Origin of the sequence: Mesorhizobium sp. AR07 (genome assembly GCF_024746815.1) — a bacterium.
Lineage (GTDB): Bacteria > Pseudomonadota > Alphaproteobacteria > Rhizobiales > Rhizobiaceae > Mesorhizobium.
Map to the genome: position 1 here is coordinate 4528517 of NZ_CP080525.1, position 15271 is coordinate 4543787.

Here is a 15271-nt window from a genome sequence, read left to right on the forward strand (position 1 = left end):
ACATTCCAATCCGGAGGAACAAAGTGGGCTCGCTGAACATCGAGAACGTGAAGAAGGCCTTCGGGCCGGTCGAGGTGCTGAAGGGCATCAACCTCGAAGTGACGGACGGCAAGTTCGTCGTCTTCGTCGGCCCGTCGGGCTGCGGCAAGTCGACCTTGCTCCGGGTCATCGCCGGGTTGGAGGATTCGACCTCGGGGCGGGTGGTCATCGACGGCCAGGACGTTTCCGCCACGCCGCCGGCCAAGCGCGGCATCGCCATGGTGTTCCAGACCTATGCGCTCTACCCGCATCTGACGGTCAAGAACAATATGGGCCTTGGCCTCAAGCAGGCCGGCACGCCGGCGGCCGAGATCGAGCGTCGCATCGGCATCGCCTCGTCGATGCTGTCGCTGGAACCCTATCTCGAAAGGCGTCCGGCAGAACTCTCCGGCGGCCAGCGCCAGCGCGTCGCCATCGGCCGCGCCGTGGTGCGCGAGCCAAAACTGTTCCTCTTCGACGAGCCTTTGTCGAACCTTGATGCGGCACTGCGCGTCAACACGCGGCTGGAGATCGCGCAACTGCACCGCCGGCTCAAGGCGACGATGATCTACGTCACCCATGACCAGGTCGAGGCGATGACGCTGGCCGACAAGATCGTCGTGCTGAATGCCGGCCGGATCGAGCAGATCGGCGGCCCGATGGAGCTCTACAACTCGCCGGCAAATGAATTCGTCGCCGGCTTCATCGGCTCACCGAAGATGAATTTCGTCGACGGCGCCCGTCTCGGCGAAACCGCCAAGACCATCGGCGTGCGGCCGGAACACCTGACCGTCGATCCGAAGTCCGGCGCCTGGAAGGGCACGGTCGTCCATGCCGAACATCTCGGCGCCGACACCAATCTCTATCTCGACTGCGAGAAGGCCGGGCTGATCACCGTGCGCATCTTCGGCGTCTACGACGCCGAGCCGGGCGCCACGCTCTATGCGACGCCGGATCCGGCGAGGACTTATAGGTTTGGCGCGGATGGGAAGACGATCAAGTAACTGGGCGCAGCGGCGGGTCTTGCCTTCTCCCCTTGTGGGAGAAGGTGGCCGAGCAAAGCTCGGTCGGATGAGGGGTGTTGGAAGGATCGCCACCTTGAAGAGGTAAGCGCCTCAAATCCTTCGATGTTTTTAACGCCGCGTTTCGTCCAGCACCCCTCATCCGTCTTGTCGCTGCGCGACAATCCACCTTCTCCCACAAGGGGAGAAGGTAAGGAGCGGTTGCCTACACGTCAGCCTTGAACGTCTGCTTCTGCTGGCCGAGCCCTTCGATGCCCAACTCCACCACATCACCAGCCTTCAAGAACACCGGCGGCTTCATGCCGAGGCCAACGCCGGGCGGCGTGCCGGTGGAAATGATGTCGCCGGGGTGCAGCGACATGAACTGGCTGAGGTAGGACACCAGGAAGGCGACGCCGTAGACCATGGTCTTGGTCGAGCCGTTCTGCATCGTCTTGCCGTTGACCGTCAGCCACATCTTGATGTTCTGCGGGTCGGCGACCTCGTCCTTGGTCACCAGCCACGGGCCGATCGGCCCGAACGTGTCGCAGGACTTGCCCTTGGTCCACTGGCCCTGGCGTTCGGTCTGGAAGGCGCGCTCCGACACGTCGTGGGCAACGCAATAGCCGGCGACATAGTCGAGTGCGTCGGCTTCGCTGACATATTTTGCTGTCTTGCCGATAACCACGCCGAGCTCGACTTCCCAATCGGTCTTCACCGAGCCGCGCGGGATCAGCACGTCGTCGTCCGGCCCGACAATGGCCGAGCTTGCCTTCATGAAGATGATCGGCTCCGGCGGCACGGTGGCGCCGGTCTCGGCGGCGTGGTCGGAATAATTGAGGCCGATGCAGATGAACTTGCCGGTGCCGGCAACGCAGGCGCCGATGCGCGGGCTGCCGGAAACCGCCGGCAGCGACTTCGGATCGAGCGTGGCCAGCGTCGCCAGCGATGCCGGATCGAGCGCCTTGCCGCCGATATCGGCGACATGGCCGGTAAGATCACGGATCGTTCCATCCGCATCGAGCAGGCCGGGGCGTTCGCTCCCTGCCTCGCCATAGCGCAGCAGCTTCATGGTATGCTCTCCTCAGTCAGTTTGGTTCAGATCGACCAGCCGCCGTCGATATTATAGGCCTGTCCGGACGTATAGGTGGCGCCGGCCAGATAGACGGCAAGGTCGGCGATTTCTTCGGGTGTGCCGAGCCGGCCCATAGGCTGGCGGGCGATGAAGGCGGCGCGGGCGGCGTCGTAATCGCCTTGCGCATGCATGCGGTCCTGCAGCGACGGGCTTTCGACTGTGCCGGGACAAATAGCGTTGCAGCGTATGCCCTTGGCGACATAGTCGGCGGCAATTGCCTTGGTCAGGCCGATGACGGCGGCCTTGGTGACGCCATAGGCGAAGCGGTTCGGCACGCCCTTGCCGGCGCCGGCGACCGACGACATGTTGATGATCGATCCGTCGCCGCGTTCCAGCATGCCGGGCAGCACCGCCCGTATGGTGCGGATCATGGCGCGGACATTGAGGTTGAAGGCGAAGTCGAGATCGGCGTCCTTCATCTCCAGGATCGAGCCGGAATGGACGAAGCCGGCGCAGTTGAACAGCACGTCGACCTTGCCGATCTCGGCAAAGGCGGCATTGACGGCCTCGTCGTTGAGCACGTCGAGCTTGCGGGTCTTGATATCGGAGGTCTTGGCGAGTTCGGCCAGCAGCGCCTCGTTGATGTCGGTGGCATGGACGGTGGCGCCTGCCTTGGCGAAGGCCAGCGCGCTCGCCTTGCCGATGCCTTGCGCCGCTGCCGTGACGACAACGACCTTGCCTGCCAGATCCGCCATGCTCTTCTCCTCGCCTGCTTTGGATCGTCCGGGTCTATCGGCAACCGGCCAGGGCGTCATGTGCCAGTAAGGCACCATCGTGCGGCCTGCGTGCCTGTCAGCCCCCGGATAAAGATGTTTTTTCTCGTTAAAGAACACGCATCCGTGCGTCAAGCCCGAACACGATCACCATCGCGGCAATCGCTTTAGGCTTCGAACTCGCCCGTCACCTTTTGCGGACGTTGGCGCCGCCCCTTGTGTGTTTGGAATATGCATAATGGAGGGTGCCACGAACCGGTGGATGTTCCGGTTCGTGGCGGCGGTCGAGAGCCCGTCGCCCCTCAGGTGGCCTAAACCGTAGGTGAGCTGGGGCCCGACCGCCTTCTTTGTGAACCCGAACAGTTGCAAGGGGCAAGCCCCCGCACACAAGGAAGGGATTGAGGAGATGGCTGAAGAGACGGTTCAGGACGTCGGTATTGACGTCGCCAAGTGGTGGCTCGATGTGTCGGTGTTTCAGACGCTAGAACGAGCCCGTTTCGACAACGACAAGGACGGCTGGGCCGAGCTGATCAAGTGGCTGACGGGTCGCAATGTGCGCGCCATCGGCATGGAGCCGAGCGGCGGCTATGAGCGCGGTGTGGCCAAGGCGCTGCGCAAGGCGAACCTGCCGGCCAGGAACGTCAATCCGCACAAGCTGCGCCACTATGCCCGCGCCCTTGGCCGGCTGGCCAAGAACGATCGCATCGATGCGCTGCTGATTGCGCGCTACACCGCCGAACTGCCGACCCGGCCGGTGCGCTGTGACCCAATCGCCGAGCAACTCGCCGATCTGGTCGTTGCCCGCAGGCAGCTCAGCGACGACAAGGTCAGCCTCGCCAACCAGCTCGAGCAGATACGCGAGCCGACGGTCAAGCGCATGTTCACCCGGCGGCTGCGGCGCATCGAGCTCGATATCGCTCTGCTTGCCAAACGGATGGCCGAACTCGTCGCCAGCCAGCCAGCGCTCGCGGCCAGGGATCGCCTGATCCAGTCCTTCTGCGGTGCCGGCCCAGTGTTCAGCCACACCGTGCTTGCTCTGGCTCCCGAGATTGGTGAGGCCTCGCGACGAGAGATCGCAGCCCTTGCCGGCCTCGCGCCCTACGACTTCGACACCGGCACTTTCCGAGGCAAGCGCAGCATCTGGGGTGGCCGTCATGACGTGCGCAGGGTGGTCTACATGGCAGCACTCACCGCCAGTCGCTCCAATCCTGTGCTCAAGGCTTTCCATCAGCGCCTCATTGCAAACGGCAAGGCGCCGAAAGTCGCTCTCATCGCCGTCGCGCGAAAGATACTGACCATCCTCAGTGCCATGATCCGAAACAACGAACCGTGGAACCCAGCCCGACCCTGACAAACACAGTTGCTCACCTGCCTGCCGGCATCCTCTCCCCGTATAGTGACGGGGAGAGGGGCGCTCTCATCGGCAGTTTCGCCAATCACCCGCGTTGCAAGAAGGGCACCAAGGTTGCGGCCAGCCCCCTTCTCCCCGTCACTATACGGGGAGAAGTGCCCGGCAGGGCGATGAGGGGCGGCGCCAGCTTCCGCAACTGATGGTCTCCGCCGAGTCGGAACCTGTCGTTGGGCCTGAAGCGATTGCCCTGACGATCACCATCGTGGCAGCGGCATACAAACGATCAGGCGGCACCAAAACCGCTGCGCACCCCCGGTCAAGCCCGAGGGCATGCTTTTGGGCGACATGCATTAATCACCGTAAGGCGCCCAGACGTTCTTCACTTCCACGGCGCGGCGCAGGAAGGCATCGCCGGCCGCTTCGTCGGACGCCCAGTCCAGCCCGCGGCCATTGCCGCTCCAGACGCGCTTGAGGTTGCCGATCGACTCGGCCTCCGCCTTGGCGCAGGTGTCGGCATCGGCGAACACCCAGAGCCCGTCGACATCGTCATGCCTGGCCAGCACGCCGGCAAGTTCGGCCGTGCTGCCGGTGACGATGTTGATGGCGCCGGCCGGAACGTCGGAATATTCGATCACCTGGTAGAGATCGGTTGCGACCAGCGGATAGCGTTCGGACGGCACCGCGACCACCGTGTTGCCCATGGCCAGCGCCGGTGCGATCAGCGAGATCAGGCCAAGCAGCGGCGAGGCGTCGGGTGCGACGATGCCGACGACGCCGACCGGCTCGTGCAGGGCCAGCGTCACGGTGCGGGCCGGCGGCTGGTGCACGCGGCCCTCGAACTTGTCGGCAAGGCCGGCATAGAGGAACAGCCGCTCGATCGACTGGCCGACCTCGTCGCGCGCGGCCTTGGCCGTAGCGCCGGTCAGCTCGGTGAGACGGGCGGCAAACTCGCCGGCGCGGCCGGAGAGGTTCTCGGCCAGATAGTAGAGCACCTGGGACCGGTTGTAGGCGGTCGCCTCCGGCCAGGCTTTGCAGGCCCGCGCCGCCGAAACGGCGTCGCGGATATCCTTGCGGCTGCCAAGCCCGACTTCGCCGGCGAGCTTGCCCTTGGCGGTGGCGACAGCCAGCGAATAATTGCCGTCAGGCCGAATTTGCTTGCCGCCGATGAACAGCTTTGCCGTGCGATCGATCGCGTCGCCATCTGATTGCTCGGCGGGCTGCGCGGAAGATATCGCCGGTTTGATGACCGGGCCGAGCGGCAGTTTCGCCGCCAGATACTCGAACATGCCTTCGCGCCCACCCTCGCGGCCGAAGCCGCTTTCGCGGTAGCCACCAAAGCCGCAGGCGGCGTCGAACATGTTGGTGCCGTTGACCCAGACGACGCCGGCCTTCAACTGCGGCGCGACGTGCAAAGCGAGGTTGACGTTTTCGCTCCACACCGAGGCGGCGAGCCCATAGCGCGTGTTGTTGGCCAGCTCGATCGCTTCCTCGGTGTTGCGGAAGGTCATGGTCGCCAACACCGGGCCGAACACCTCTTCTTGGGCAAGGATATTAGCCGGCGAAACACCTGTAGCGAGCGTCGGCAGGTGGTAGTAGCCAGAGGGCGGTAGTGCTGCGTCCGGCTGCCAGCAGATGGCGCCCTGTCTGGCGCCTTCGGCGACCAGTCCCTTGACCCGGTCAAGCTGGGTCAAATCGACCAGCGGCCCGATATCGGTGTTCTTGTCGAGTGGGCTGCCGACGCGCAGCCGGCTCATCCGCGTCTTGACCTTGGCGATCAAGGCATCGGCAATGCCTTCCTGCACCAGCAGCCGGGAGCCGGCGCAGCAGACCTGGCCCTGGTTGAACCAGATGCCGTCGACCAGCCCTTCGACGGCGCTGTCGAGATCGGCATCCTCGAAAACGATGAAAGCCGATTTGCCGCCAAGCTCCAGCGACAGTTTTTTGCCCGACCCGGCAGTCGCTTTCCTGATGATCTTGCCGACTTCCGATGAGCCAGTGAAGGCGATCTTCTGGATGCCGGGGTGATTGACGATCGCGGCTCCCGCTTCCGGACCGCCCTGGACGATGTTGACGACGCCCTTCGGCACGCCGGCGCGCTCGCAGATCTCGGCGAACAGGATGGCGGTCAGCGGCGTGAACTCGGCCGGCTTCAGCACCACGGTGCAGCCGGCGGCAAGCGCCGGCGCGATCTTCCAGGCCAGCATCAGCAGCGGAAAATTCCACGGAATGATCTGGCCGACGACGCCGACACCCTTCTGGCCGGGGAAATCCCTGTCCAGCGCTTGCGCCCAGCCGGCATGGTGGATGAAATGGCGGATGGCCAGCGGCACGTCGATGTCGCGGCTTTCGCGGATCGGCTTGCCATTGTCGATCGATTCCAGCACCGCGAACAGGCGCTGGTGGCGCTGCATGGCGCGGCCGATGGCATAAAGCACCTTTGCGCGCTGGTAGCCGGTGCTGGCGGCCCATTTCGGCAGCGCCTTGGTGGCGGCCAAAACCGCAGCATCGATGTCGGCGGCATTGGCATCAGACACTTTGGCCAGCAGCTTGCCGGAAGACGGCTCGCTGGTCTCGAAGGTCTTGCCGCCGGAAGCGGCTTTCCAGTCGCCGCCGATGAACAGCGCCTTACCGAAATCACGCGCGGCAAGCCAGGCATCGGCCTCGTTGCGGGCTTCCGGCGCCGGGCCGTAATCCATGGCGTGATAGCGGTCGAGGATGTTCATGGGGCGCTCCAGATAGTTGTCGCGGAAGGCATTCTTTCGCGCCCCCCTCTGGCCTGCCGGCCATCTCCCCCACAAGGAGGGAGATCGACCTTCGCGCCTGTCAGCTGACATTCTGCAACGCCGGCGATTGGCGAAATCATCGACGACAGCCAATCTCCCCACAAGTGGGGGAGATGGCCGGCAGGCCAGAGGGGGGCGCGAAGGAACTCCACGTTCAAGGCCTCACGCGCCTCAAGCCATCGCGTGGCGGTGATTGGCCGAATAATGGCCCGTCAGATGATGCTCGAGCTGTCGCTCGATGTCGGTCAAAAGGCTCGAGGCGCCGAAGCGGAACAGGTCGGGCTCCAGCCAGGGCCGGCCGAGTTCCTCCTTCATCAGCACCAGCCAGTCGAGCGAGGCCTTGGCCGTCGAGATGCCGCCGGCCGGCTTGAAGCCGATGAGATAGCCGGTCTCCTCGAAATAGGCCCTGATAGCGCGCACCATGGCGAGGCCGACGGGCAGCGTCGCATTGACGCTTTCCTTGCCGGTCGAGGTCTTGATGAAGTCGGCGCCGGCCATCATCGCCACCATCGAGGCCAGCATGACATTGCGCAGCGTGGCGAGGTCGCCGGTGCCGAGAATGACCTTCAGATGGGCGTCACCGCAGGCGGCACGCATCGAGACGATCTCATTGTAAAGCTCCCGCCACTTGGCGCCGAACACCAGCCCGCGCGGAATGACGACGTCGATCTCGTCGGCGCCGTCACGCACCGAAGCCTCGATTTCCTGCAGGCGGGTCGACAGCGGCGCGAGGCCGTGCGGAAAGGCGGTGGAGACGGCGGCGACATGGATGCCGGTGCCGCGCACGGCGTCGACGGCGGTGGCGACGAAGGGATGGTAGACGCAGACCGCCGCCGGGCGAATGATCTCGCCTGCAATACCGAGGCCCTCGACAATGTCGCGGCGGAACGGATTGATCGCCTTGGCGCAGAGCCGGCGCACGCGCTCCTCGGTGTCGTTGGAGTTCAGCGTCGTCAGGTCCATGCAGGCGACGGCGCGCAGCAGCCAGGCCGCCTGGTTGTCGGCCTTGATCGAGCGCCGTTTGGTCAGGCTGGCGACGCGACGTTCCAGCGCCGAGCGGTTAACGCTGCGCACCGATTCCATGAAGCCGAGGTCGAGCTTCATGCCGGGGTTGCGGGCAATGCGATGGTCCAGCGGGACGGGGGTGTTGGCGGCGGCACGCGCTGGCAGCGGCGTCACCTTGGAGGCGCTGGCGCCAGGCTCGGCTTCGCGGATTGTGCTCATCTCCTGCCCTTTCATTCGGCGATCGCCCCGAAGATAGCCCGTGAAGTCGTACTTCACGAGTCCTTCAGCGGATCATAGCCGAAAAGGCTGGTCAAAAGTGCAGGTTTGAGGGCGTCGGCCTCAGCCGACGAAGGCGCGCTCGACCACGAAACTCGCCGGATGATGCAGCGAGCCTTCCTCGAAGCCGAGGCTTTCGGCCAGTTCCTTGACATCCTTGAGCATATGCATCGAACCGCAGATCATGATGCGGTCGGTCTCCGGATTGAGCTTGTCGATGCCGAGGTCGGTGTAGAACTTGCCGGACCCGATCAGCGCGGTGATGCGGCCCATGCGCGCTGACTCTTCGCGCGTGGTCGAATTGTAGAGGGTGACGCGGCCGCCGGTCAGCTCGCCGATCAGCGGGTCGCTTTCGAGCCCCGCCACCAGCTCCTGGCCATAGGTGAGTTCGGCATTGTCGCGGCAGGTGTGGGTCAGCACTACCTGCTCGAATTTTTCGTAGGTATCGGGGTCGCGCAGCAGGCTGGCAAAGGGCGCGATGCCGGTGCCGGTCGAGATCATGAACAGGCGTTTTGCGGGGGTCAGCGCGTCGACCACCAGCGTGCCGGTCGACTTCTGCCGCATGATGACGGTGTCGCCGACCTGGATCTTCTGCAGTTCCGAGGTCAGCGGGCCGTCCGGCACCTTGATCGAGAAGAATTCCAGCTCGTCGTCCCAGGCAGGGCTGGCCACCGAATAGGCACGGAACACCGGCTTTTCGGCATTGGGCAAGCCGATCATGACGAACTCGCCGGAGCGGAAGCGCAGCGACTGCGGCCGGGTGATGCGGAAGGAGAACAGCCGGTCGGTGTAATGCTTCACCGAGACGACGGACTCGGCATAGACATTGGCCGGTATAGGAAACTGCAGCGGGCGGGCGCCGGCGGTGTTGAGCGCGGATGTGGTGTTCATCAAGTCCAACCTTCTTGCCCAACCGTGGACGCGGGCACCAAAAATTTTCCTGCGCGCCCGAACCATTCAGGTCCCGGCGTGCTGCTCGCACGCTCCCAAGCGGTAAGCTCTTGTGTCCGGAATTTATTAGTATACAAACGATATTTGCGTCAAGATACCGCCGCGAAACACCTTTCCAAACTGTGACATATCCGTAGTCCGCGCATTTCGGGTTTCGACAATGAAAGAGAATTTTTCGGTGCAGCAGCCGGATTCCCTGGGCAGCGTCGTGGCCGGCATCGATGTCGGCGGCACCTTCACCGACCTGCTTTTGATCGATGGACGCGACGGCGGCCGGGTGCATATCGCCAAGACGCCGACCACGGTCGACAATCAGGCGTTCGGCGTGGTTTCGGCGCTCGGTGCCACCGGATTCGCCATCGGCGGCATCGACCTCATCGTGCACGGCACCACCACCACCACCAATGCCGTGCTCGAGCGCCGGCTGGCGAAAACCGGGATGATCACCACGCGCGGCTTTCGCGATGTGATCGAGCTCGGTCGGCGCACGCGGCCGCAGGCCTATGGCATGACCGGCAGCTTCGTGCCGATCATTCCGCGCAATCTCAGGCTCGAAGTGTCGGAGCGCGTCGAAGCGTCGGGCACGGTGCGCACGCCGCTCGACGAGGCCGAAATGCGCGCCGCGGTGAAGACGCTGATCGAGGCCGGCTGCGAGTCCCTCGTCATCCATTTCCTCCATTCCTACGCCAACCCGGCGCATGAGCGGCGCGCCGCCGAAATCGCCGCCGAGTTCTGGCCGAATGGCTACATCACCACGGGCCACGCGCTGCTGTCGGAAGCGCGCGAGTTCGAGCGCGGCGTCACCGCTGCGGTCAACGCCTCGGTGCAGCCGATCCTCGAGCGCTATGTCGAGCGGCTGCGCAAGGAGCTGGCGGCAAAAGGCTATGCCCGCGACTTCCTGATCATGAACGGCAATGGCGGCATGATCTCGGCCCGCTTCGTCACACGTGAGTCGGCCAAGACCGTGATGTCCGGTCCGGCCTCCGGCGTCATTGCCGCCGCCTATACGGGAAAACGCGCCGGCTTCGAAAACCTCGTCACCTACGACATGGGCGGCACATCGACCGACGTGGCGTTGATCCGCAACGCCGAGCCGGCGGTGTCGAACGAGATCGAGATCGAATATGCCATGCCGATCCACGTTCCGATGGTGGCGGTGCACACGGTCGGCGCCGGCGGCGGCTCGATCGCCCGCGTCGACGCGGCCGGCCTGATCCAGATCGGCCCGGAAAGTGCGGGCGCCAATCCCGGTCCGATCTGCTACGGGCGCGGCGGCCTCGAACCGACCATCACCGACGCCAATTTGGTGCTCGGCCGGCTGGCGCCGAAGAAGCTGCTGGCGGTCGAAAACCCGGTCACCGTCGAGCACGTCACCGGGATTTTCGAGAACAGGATCGGCAAGGCCACGGGCCTGTCCGGCGTCGAAGCGGCCGGCGCGGTGCTCAGGCTCGGCAACATGAAGATGGCGGGCGCCATCCGCATGGTCTCGGTGTCGCGCGGCCATGACCCGCGCGATTTCGCGCTGTTTGCCTTCGGCGGCGCCGGTCCGTTGCATGCGACAGCCCTGGCACGCGAACTCGGCCTGCCCAAAGTGCTGGTGCCGGCGCGGCCCGGCATCACCAACGCGCTCGGTTGCGTCGTCGCCGACCTGCGCCACGACTTCGTCAACACGGTCAACCAGCCGGTTGCCGTTCTCGATGAAACTCAGCTTCACGCTGTATTGGAACGGCACCGAAACGAAGGCGAGGAGCTGATCGGCAAGGAGGCGGTGAAGCCGGAGACGATCCGCGTCAGCCACTCCGCCGACATGCAGTTTGTCGGCCAGACGCACATCATCAACGTGCCGCTGCCGTCGTCGACGATGACCCGGCACGAACTGCAAGCCCTGTTCGAAAAAGCCTATTTCGCCCGCTTCAAGGTCGAGCTGCCGGAAATCCGCGCCAACCTCGTCAACCTCAACACCTCGGTCACAGGTGTGCGGCCCGCGATCGATCTGTCGCGATTGATCGACCCGGCCGGGCGCGCCAAAACGCTTGACGAGGCGCGCCGCGAGATCCGGCCGGTCTGGTATGGCGGGCGCTGGCACGACACGCCTGTGTACGTCAGGGAAAAGCTGCCGCTCGACGCGGTCATCGAAGGCCCTGCGATCCTCGAACAGATGGATGCGACGACCGTGCTCGAACCCGGCGACCGGGCGCACGGCGACGCCGACGGCAACATCATCATCGACATTGGCGAGGCCTGATATGGCAAAACTCGACGCCATCACGCTTTCGGTCCTCCAGGCGGCCTTGCAGCAGGTCTGCGACGAGATGGACCTGACGTTTTCGCGCGCTGCCTTTTCGCCTGTCATCGCCGAGGCCAACGATCGCTCCGACGGCATCTATTCGGCCGTCGACGGCTCGCTGATCGCGCAAGGCAGCCAGGGCCTGCCGGTGTTTGTCGGCGTCATGCAGTATTCGACCAGGACGGTGATCGAGATGATCGCCGACGGCCGCTGCCTACCGCCGGAGCCCGGCGACATCTACATCGTCAACGACCCCTATCTCGGCGGCACGCATCTGATGGATGTGCGCTTTGCCATGCCGGTCTACCGGGCAGGAAAGATCTTCTGCTGGCTGTCCAACACCGGCCACTGGCCCGATATTGGCGGTTCGGTGCCAGGCGGCTTCTCGGCCTCGGCAACCGCGGTCGAGCAGGAAGGCCTGCGGCTGCCGCCGGTCAAACTGTTCAAGAAGGGCGTGCTGGATCCGGAAATCTACGCCATCATCTGCTCCAACATCCGCGTCGCCGACCAGCGCATCGGCGATATCAGAGCCCAGGCCGCGGCATTGCTGATTGGCCAGGACCGGCTCAATGGAATCCTGGATCGTTACGGAGACGAAACTGTCGTCGAGGCGATCGCCGAACTACGCAGCCGCGCCGCCGAACAGATGCGCGCCAACATATCCGCCATCCCTGACGGCACCTACCGCTCGAAGGCCTTTGTCGATTCCGACGGGGTGGTCAACGAGCCGCTGACCATCGCGCTTGCCATCGAGAAACAGGGCGACACGCTGACCTTCGATTTCGCCGGCTCGTCAAAGCCCTGCGCCGGGCCGATGAACAGCGTGCTGGCGACAACCTTGTCCTCGGTCTATCTCGCCATGCGCCATATTTTCCCGGACGTGCCGATCAGCGCCGGCGCTTTCGAGCCGCTTGAAGTCAAGCGGCCGGAAGGCACCTTCCTCGACGCCAAATATCCGCGCCCCGTCTCGGGCTGCGCCGCCGAAGTGTCGCAACGCATCGCCGAAGCGGTGTTCGCGGCGATGGTGCAGGCGCTGCCGAACAAGGTGACCGCGGCGCCCGCCGGCTCCAGCGGCAATTTCGCGCTCGGCGGCAACGATCCGGCGCGCGGCCGCGACTACGTCATGTACCAGATCTCCGGCGGCGGTTATGGCGGCAATGCCGGCCATGACGGGTTGACCAATGGCTGCTCGACCATCGGCATCTCAAAGTCGCCGCCGGTCGAGATTATGGAACAGGCGTTTCCTGTGCTCTACCGCCACTATGCCTTGCGCGAAGGCTCGGGCGGCGCCGGCAAGCATCGCGGCGGTTTCGGCCTCGCCTATGAGGTCGAAATCCTGCGCGGCGACGCCCGCGCTTCCTTCGTCATGGACCATGGCCGTTTCGGCCCGCAAGGCGCGCTCGGCGGCAAGGACGGCGCGGTCAATACTGTGACGGTCTTCCGCAACGGCGAGGAGCACGTACCGCCGCATCTCTCTAAAGAGCAGGACATCGCGCTCAAGGCCGGCGACCGCGTGCGCGTCGGCACGCCGGGCGGCGGTGGTTATGGCGATCCGCTGGAGCGCGATCCCGATCTGGTGCTGCGTGATGTGGCGCTGGGATACTACACACCAGCGGAAGCCGGCGAAAAATTCGGCGTTGTCCTGTCGGCAGGCGAGTTCGCCGTTGATCGGAAAGCGACGGACAAGCAACGCGCCGGCTAACACTGCCGGCGGCTTGGATCGCTTGCCGCGCCGTGATCGGCGCATGACATGTCGTTTCCGTCTCCGCCGGAGTCACGAAAGACCGTAGACTTCTCGCTCAACGGAGATCTGGAGCATGCGTCTTTTCGGTCGTTTCGTGCTTGCCGCTTCCGTCGCTCTTGCCCTTGCCACCGGTGCTGCGTCCGCCCAGGACAAGAAGCTCAGGATCGGCACCGAGGGCGCCTATCCGCCCTTCAACTACGCCAATGCCGACGGCACGCTGGGCGGCTTCGACATCGACCTTGGCAAGGCGCTGTGCGCCGAGATGAAGACCGAATGCGAGTTCACCGTGCAGGATTTCGACGGCTCCATTCCGGCGCTGCAGGCTGGCAAGTTCGATGCGATCATCAACATCACCATCACGCCCGAGCGGGCCGAGAAGGTCGAGTTCACCCACAAATACTACCAGACGCCGCCAGCCATCGCGGTGCCGAAGGAGTCGACCATATCAGGCACCTCGCCGGACGATCTGAAAGGCAAGGTGCTCGGCGTGCAGACCGCGACCATCCACCAGAAATTCGCCGAGCAGAAATACGCAGGCTCGACCGTCAAGGCCTATCCGACCGGCGATGACGCCCGCACCGACATGGCCAATGGCCGCTTGGATGCGATGATGGATGGCTCGATCATCTTGACCGAATGGCTGAAGAAGCCCGACGGCGCCTGCTGCAAGCTGCTCGGCACCTTCACGGCCGACCCGGCCATTCATGGGCCGGGCGTCGGCATCGCGCTGCAGAAGGGCAACAAGGAACTGGCCGACAAGCTCACATGCGGCCATCGATGCACTGCGCGCCAATGGAAAGTACAAGGAAATCAACGATAAATACTTCTCGTTCGACGTCTACGGCAACTGAGACCGCCTCGGGATCGCAATGAACAATGGAGACTTTCTTGGCTGAGCGGCGCTCCCCCTTCTACAGCAGCATCGTTGGACTGGGCGCGACCATGGGTCGGGTCGGCGGCGATTTCATCTCGGCCAAAACCTATTCCGGCATCGCCGACGAGCACCTGAACACCCGCAGGAATGTCGGCGTCCAGGATCTCAGCACCATGGGCAAGATGGACATCAAGGGGCCCGACGCTGAGGCGCTGGTCAACCATGTCATCGTCAACGATGCCGCGGCGATGAAGCCGGGCCAGGTCCGCTATTCCACGGTCTGCCGCGAGGATGGCGGCATCATGGATGACCTCACCGTCTTCCGTCTGGCGCCGGAGCATTTCATGCTGGTCACCGGCTCGGTCAACCGCCTGAAGATGCTGCCCTGGCTGTTGCATCATGCGCAGGGCCGCAAGGCTTATGTCACCGACACCACCGCGGCGATTGCCTTCCCGACCATCCAAGGCCCGCGCTCGCCAGAACTCTTGAAGGCGTTGATCACGGATGCCGATCTGGATGGCCTCAAGCGCTGGTCTTTCACCTCAGGGCGTATCGGCGAAACGAAAGTGCTGATCTCGCGCACCGGCGTGACCGGCGAACTCGGCTTCGAACTGTTCGTGCCGGCCGACGAGGCGGCCTCGGTCTGGGACGCGTTGATGCGAACCGGCCGCGATTTTGGCCTCAAACCCTATGGCGTGCTGGCGATGTTCACGCTCGGGCTGGAAAAGGCCTATCCGGCGCATGGTATCGACATGGACGAGACCCGCACGCCGTTCCATGTCGGCCTCGACCGCTGGATCAAGTTCGACAAGGGCGATTTCGTCGGCCGCGAAGCACTGCTCAAGGTCCGCGACAAGGGCCTCGACGAGCAATGGGTCGGGCTGATCCTCGACGGCGACAAACCGGCGGCGACGGATGCCAGGGTTCTCGCCGATGGCGAGGATGCCGGCATCGTAACCTACAGCGACCACGGCTATTCCCTCGGCAAGGTGCTGGCGACGGCGCATCTGCGGCTGCCTTTCACCGCTGTTGGCACCGAGCTCAACATCGACATCGACGGCAAGCCGACCCGCGCGGTCGTTGCACCGATCCCGTTCTTCGATCCCGAGGGGGTCAGGTTGCGAGGCTAGACG

Annotated in this window: 10 protein-coding genes and 1 pseudogene; 6 read left to right on the forward strand and 5 right to left on the reverse strand. The window is 64.4% G+C overall.

What is annotated here, in order from left to right; all coding sequences use genetic code 11:
- Positions 1-23: 23 nt before the first annotated feature.
- Positions 24-1022, forward strand: a complete 999-nt coding sequence (locus tag BPNPMPFG_RS22970; protein ID WP_258590931.1) for an ABC transporter ATP-binding protein — start codon at positions 24-26, stop codon at positions 1020-1022.
- Between the two features lie 223 nt (positions 1023-1245).
- Here the strand turns inward: BPNPMPFG_RS22970 and BPNPMPFG_RS22975 are convergent, their stop codons facing one another.
- Together BPNPMPFG_RS22975 and BPNPMPFG_RS22980 are read right to left on the reverse strand one after the other, a co-directional pair.
- Positions 1246-2091 (reverse strand): fumarylacetoacetate hydrolase family protein, encoded by an 846-nt coding sequence (locus BPNPMPFG_RS22975; RefSeq protein ID WP_258590932.1) that lies wholly within the window; start codon positions 2089-2091, stop codon positions 1246-1248.
- Between the two features lie 26 nt (positions 2092-2117).
- Positions 2118-2849: an SDR family oxidoreductase gene (locus BPNPMPFG_RS22980; RefSeq protein ID WP_258590933.1), complete on the reverse strand. Its 732-nt coding sequence runs from the start codon at positions 2847-2849 to the stop codon at positions 2118-2120.
- 424 nt (positions 2850-3273) lie between these two features.
- Between BPNPMPFG_RS22980 and BPNPMPFG_RS22985 the strand changes: the two genes are divergently transcribed.
- Positions 3274-4218, forward strand: a complete 945-nt coding sequence (locus BPNPMPFG_RS22985; RefSeq protein WP_258590634.1) for an IS110 family RNA-guided transposase — start codon at positions 3274-3276, stop codon at positions 4216-4218.
- 350 nt (positions 4219-4568) lie between these two features.
- On the opposite strand, the gene BPNPMPFG_RS22990 is transcribed toward BPNPMPFG_RS22985, so the two are convergent.
- From BPNPMPFG_RS22990 to BPNPMPFG_RS23000, 3 genes are all read right to left on the reverse strand, one after another.
- A complete protein-coding gene (locus BPNPMPFG_RS22990; protein ID WP_258590934.1) occupies positions 4569-6941 on the reverse strand; it encodes an aldehyde dehydrogenase family protein in 2373 nt (790 codons plus the stop codon).
- 231 nt (positions 6942-7172) lie between these two features.
- Positions 7173-8225, reverse strand: coding sequence for a deoxyribose-phosphate aldolase (gene deoC / locus BPNPMPFG_RS22995; protein ID WP_258590935.1), 1053 nt, complete (start codon positions 8223-8225; stop codon positions 7173-7175).
- Positions 8226-8345: 120 nt separating this feature from the next.
- Positions 8346-9173 carry a ferredoxin--NADP reductase gene (locus BPNPMPFG_RS23000; RefSeq protein WP_258590936.1) on the reverse strand — a complete coding sequence of 276 codons (828 nt, stop codon included), beginning with the start codon at positions 9171-9173 and terminating at the stop codon, positions 8346-8348.
- Positions 9174-9393: 220 nt separating this feature from the next.
- Here BPNPMPFG_RS23000 and BPNPMPFG_RS23005 point away from each other — a divergent pair, with 220 nt between their 5' ends.
- The 4 genes and pseudogenes from BPNPMPFG_RS23005 to BPNPMPFG_RS23020 all read left to right on the forward strand — a co-directional run bounded on the left by BPNPMPFG_RS23005 (position 9394) and on the right by BPNPMPFG_RS23020 (position 15268).
- Entirely contained in the window at positions 9394-11478 is a 2085-nt protein-coding gene (locus BPNPMPFG_RS23005) for a hydantoinase/oxoprolinase family protein (protein ID WP_258590937.1), read from the forward strand.
- Position 11479: 1 nt separating this feature from the next.
- Positions 11480-13222 (forward strand): hydantoinase B/oxoprolinase family protein, encoded by a 1743-nt coding sequence (locus tag BPNPMPFG_RS23010; RefSeq protein WP_258590938.1) that lies wholly within the window; start codon positions 11480-11482, stop codon positions 13220-13222.
- Positions 13223-13337: 115 nt separating this feature from the next.
- Positions 13338-14115 (forward strand): annotated as a pseudogene (locus tag BPNPMPFG_RS23015) (ABC transporter substrate-binding protein).
- 37 nt (positions 14116-14152) lie between these two features.
- Positions 14153-15268 carry an aminomethyl transferase family protein gene (locus BPNPMPFG_RS23020; protein ID WP_258590939.1) on the forward strand — a complete coding sequence of 372 codons (1116 nt, stop codon included), beginning with the start codon at positions 14153-14155 and terminating at the stop codon, positions 15266-15268.
- Positions 15269-15271 lie beyond the last annotated feature (3 nt).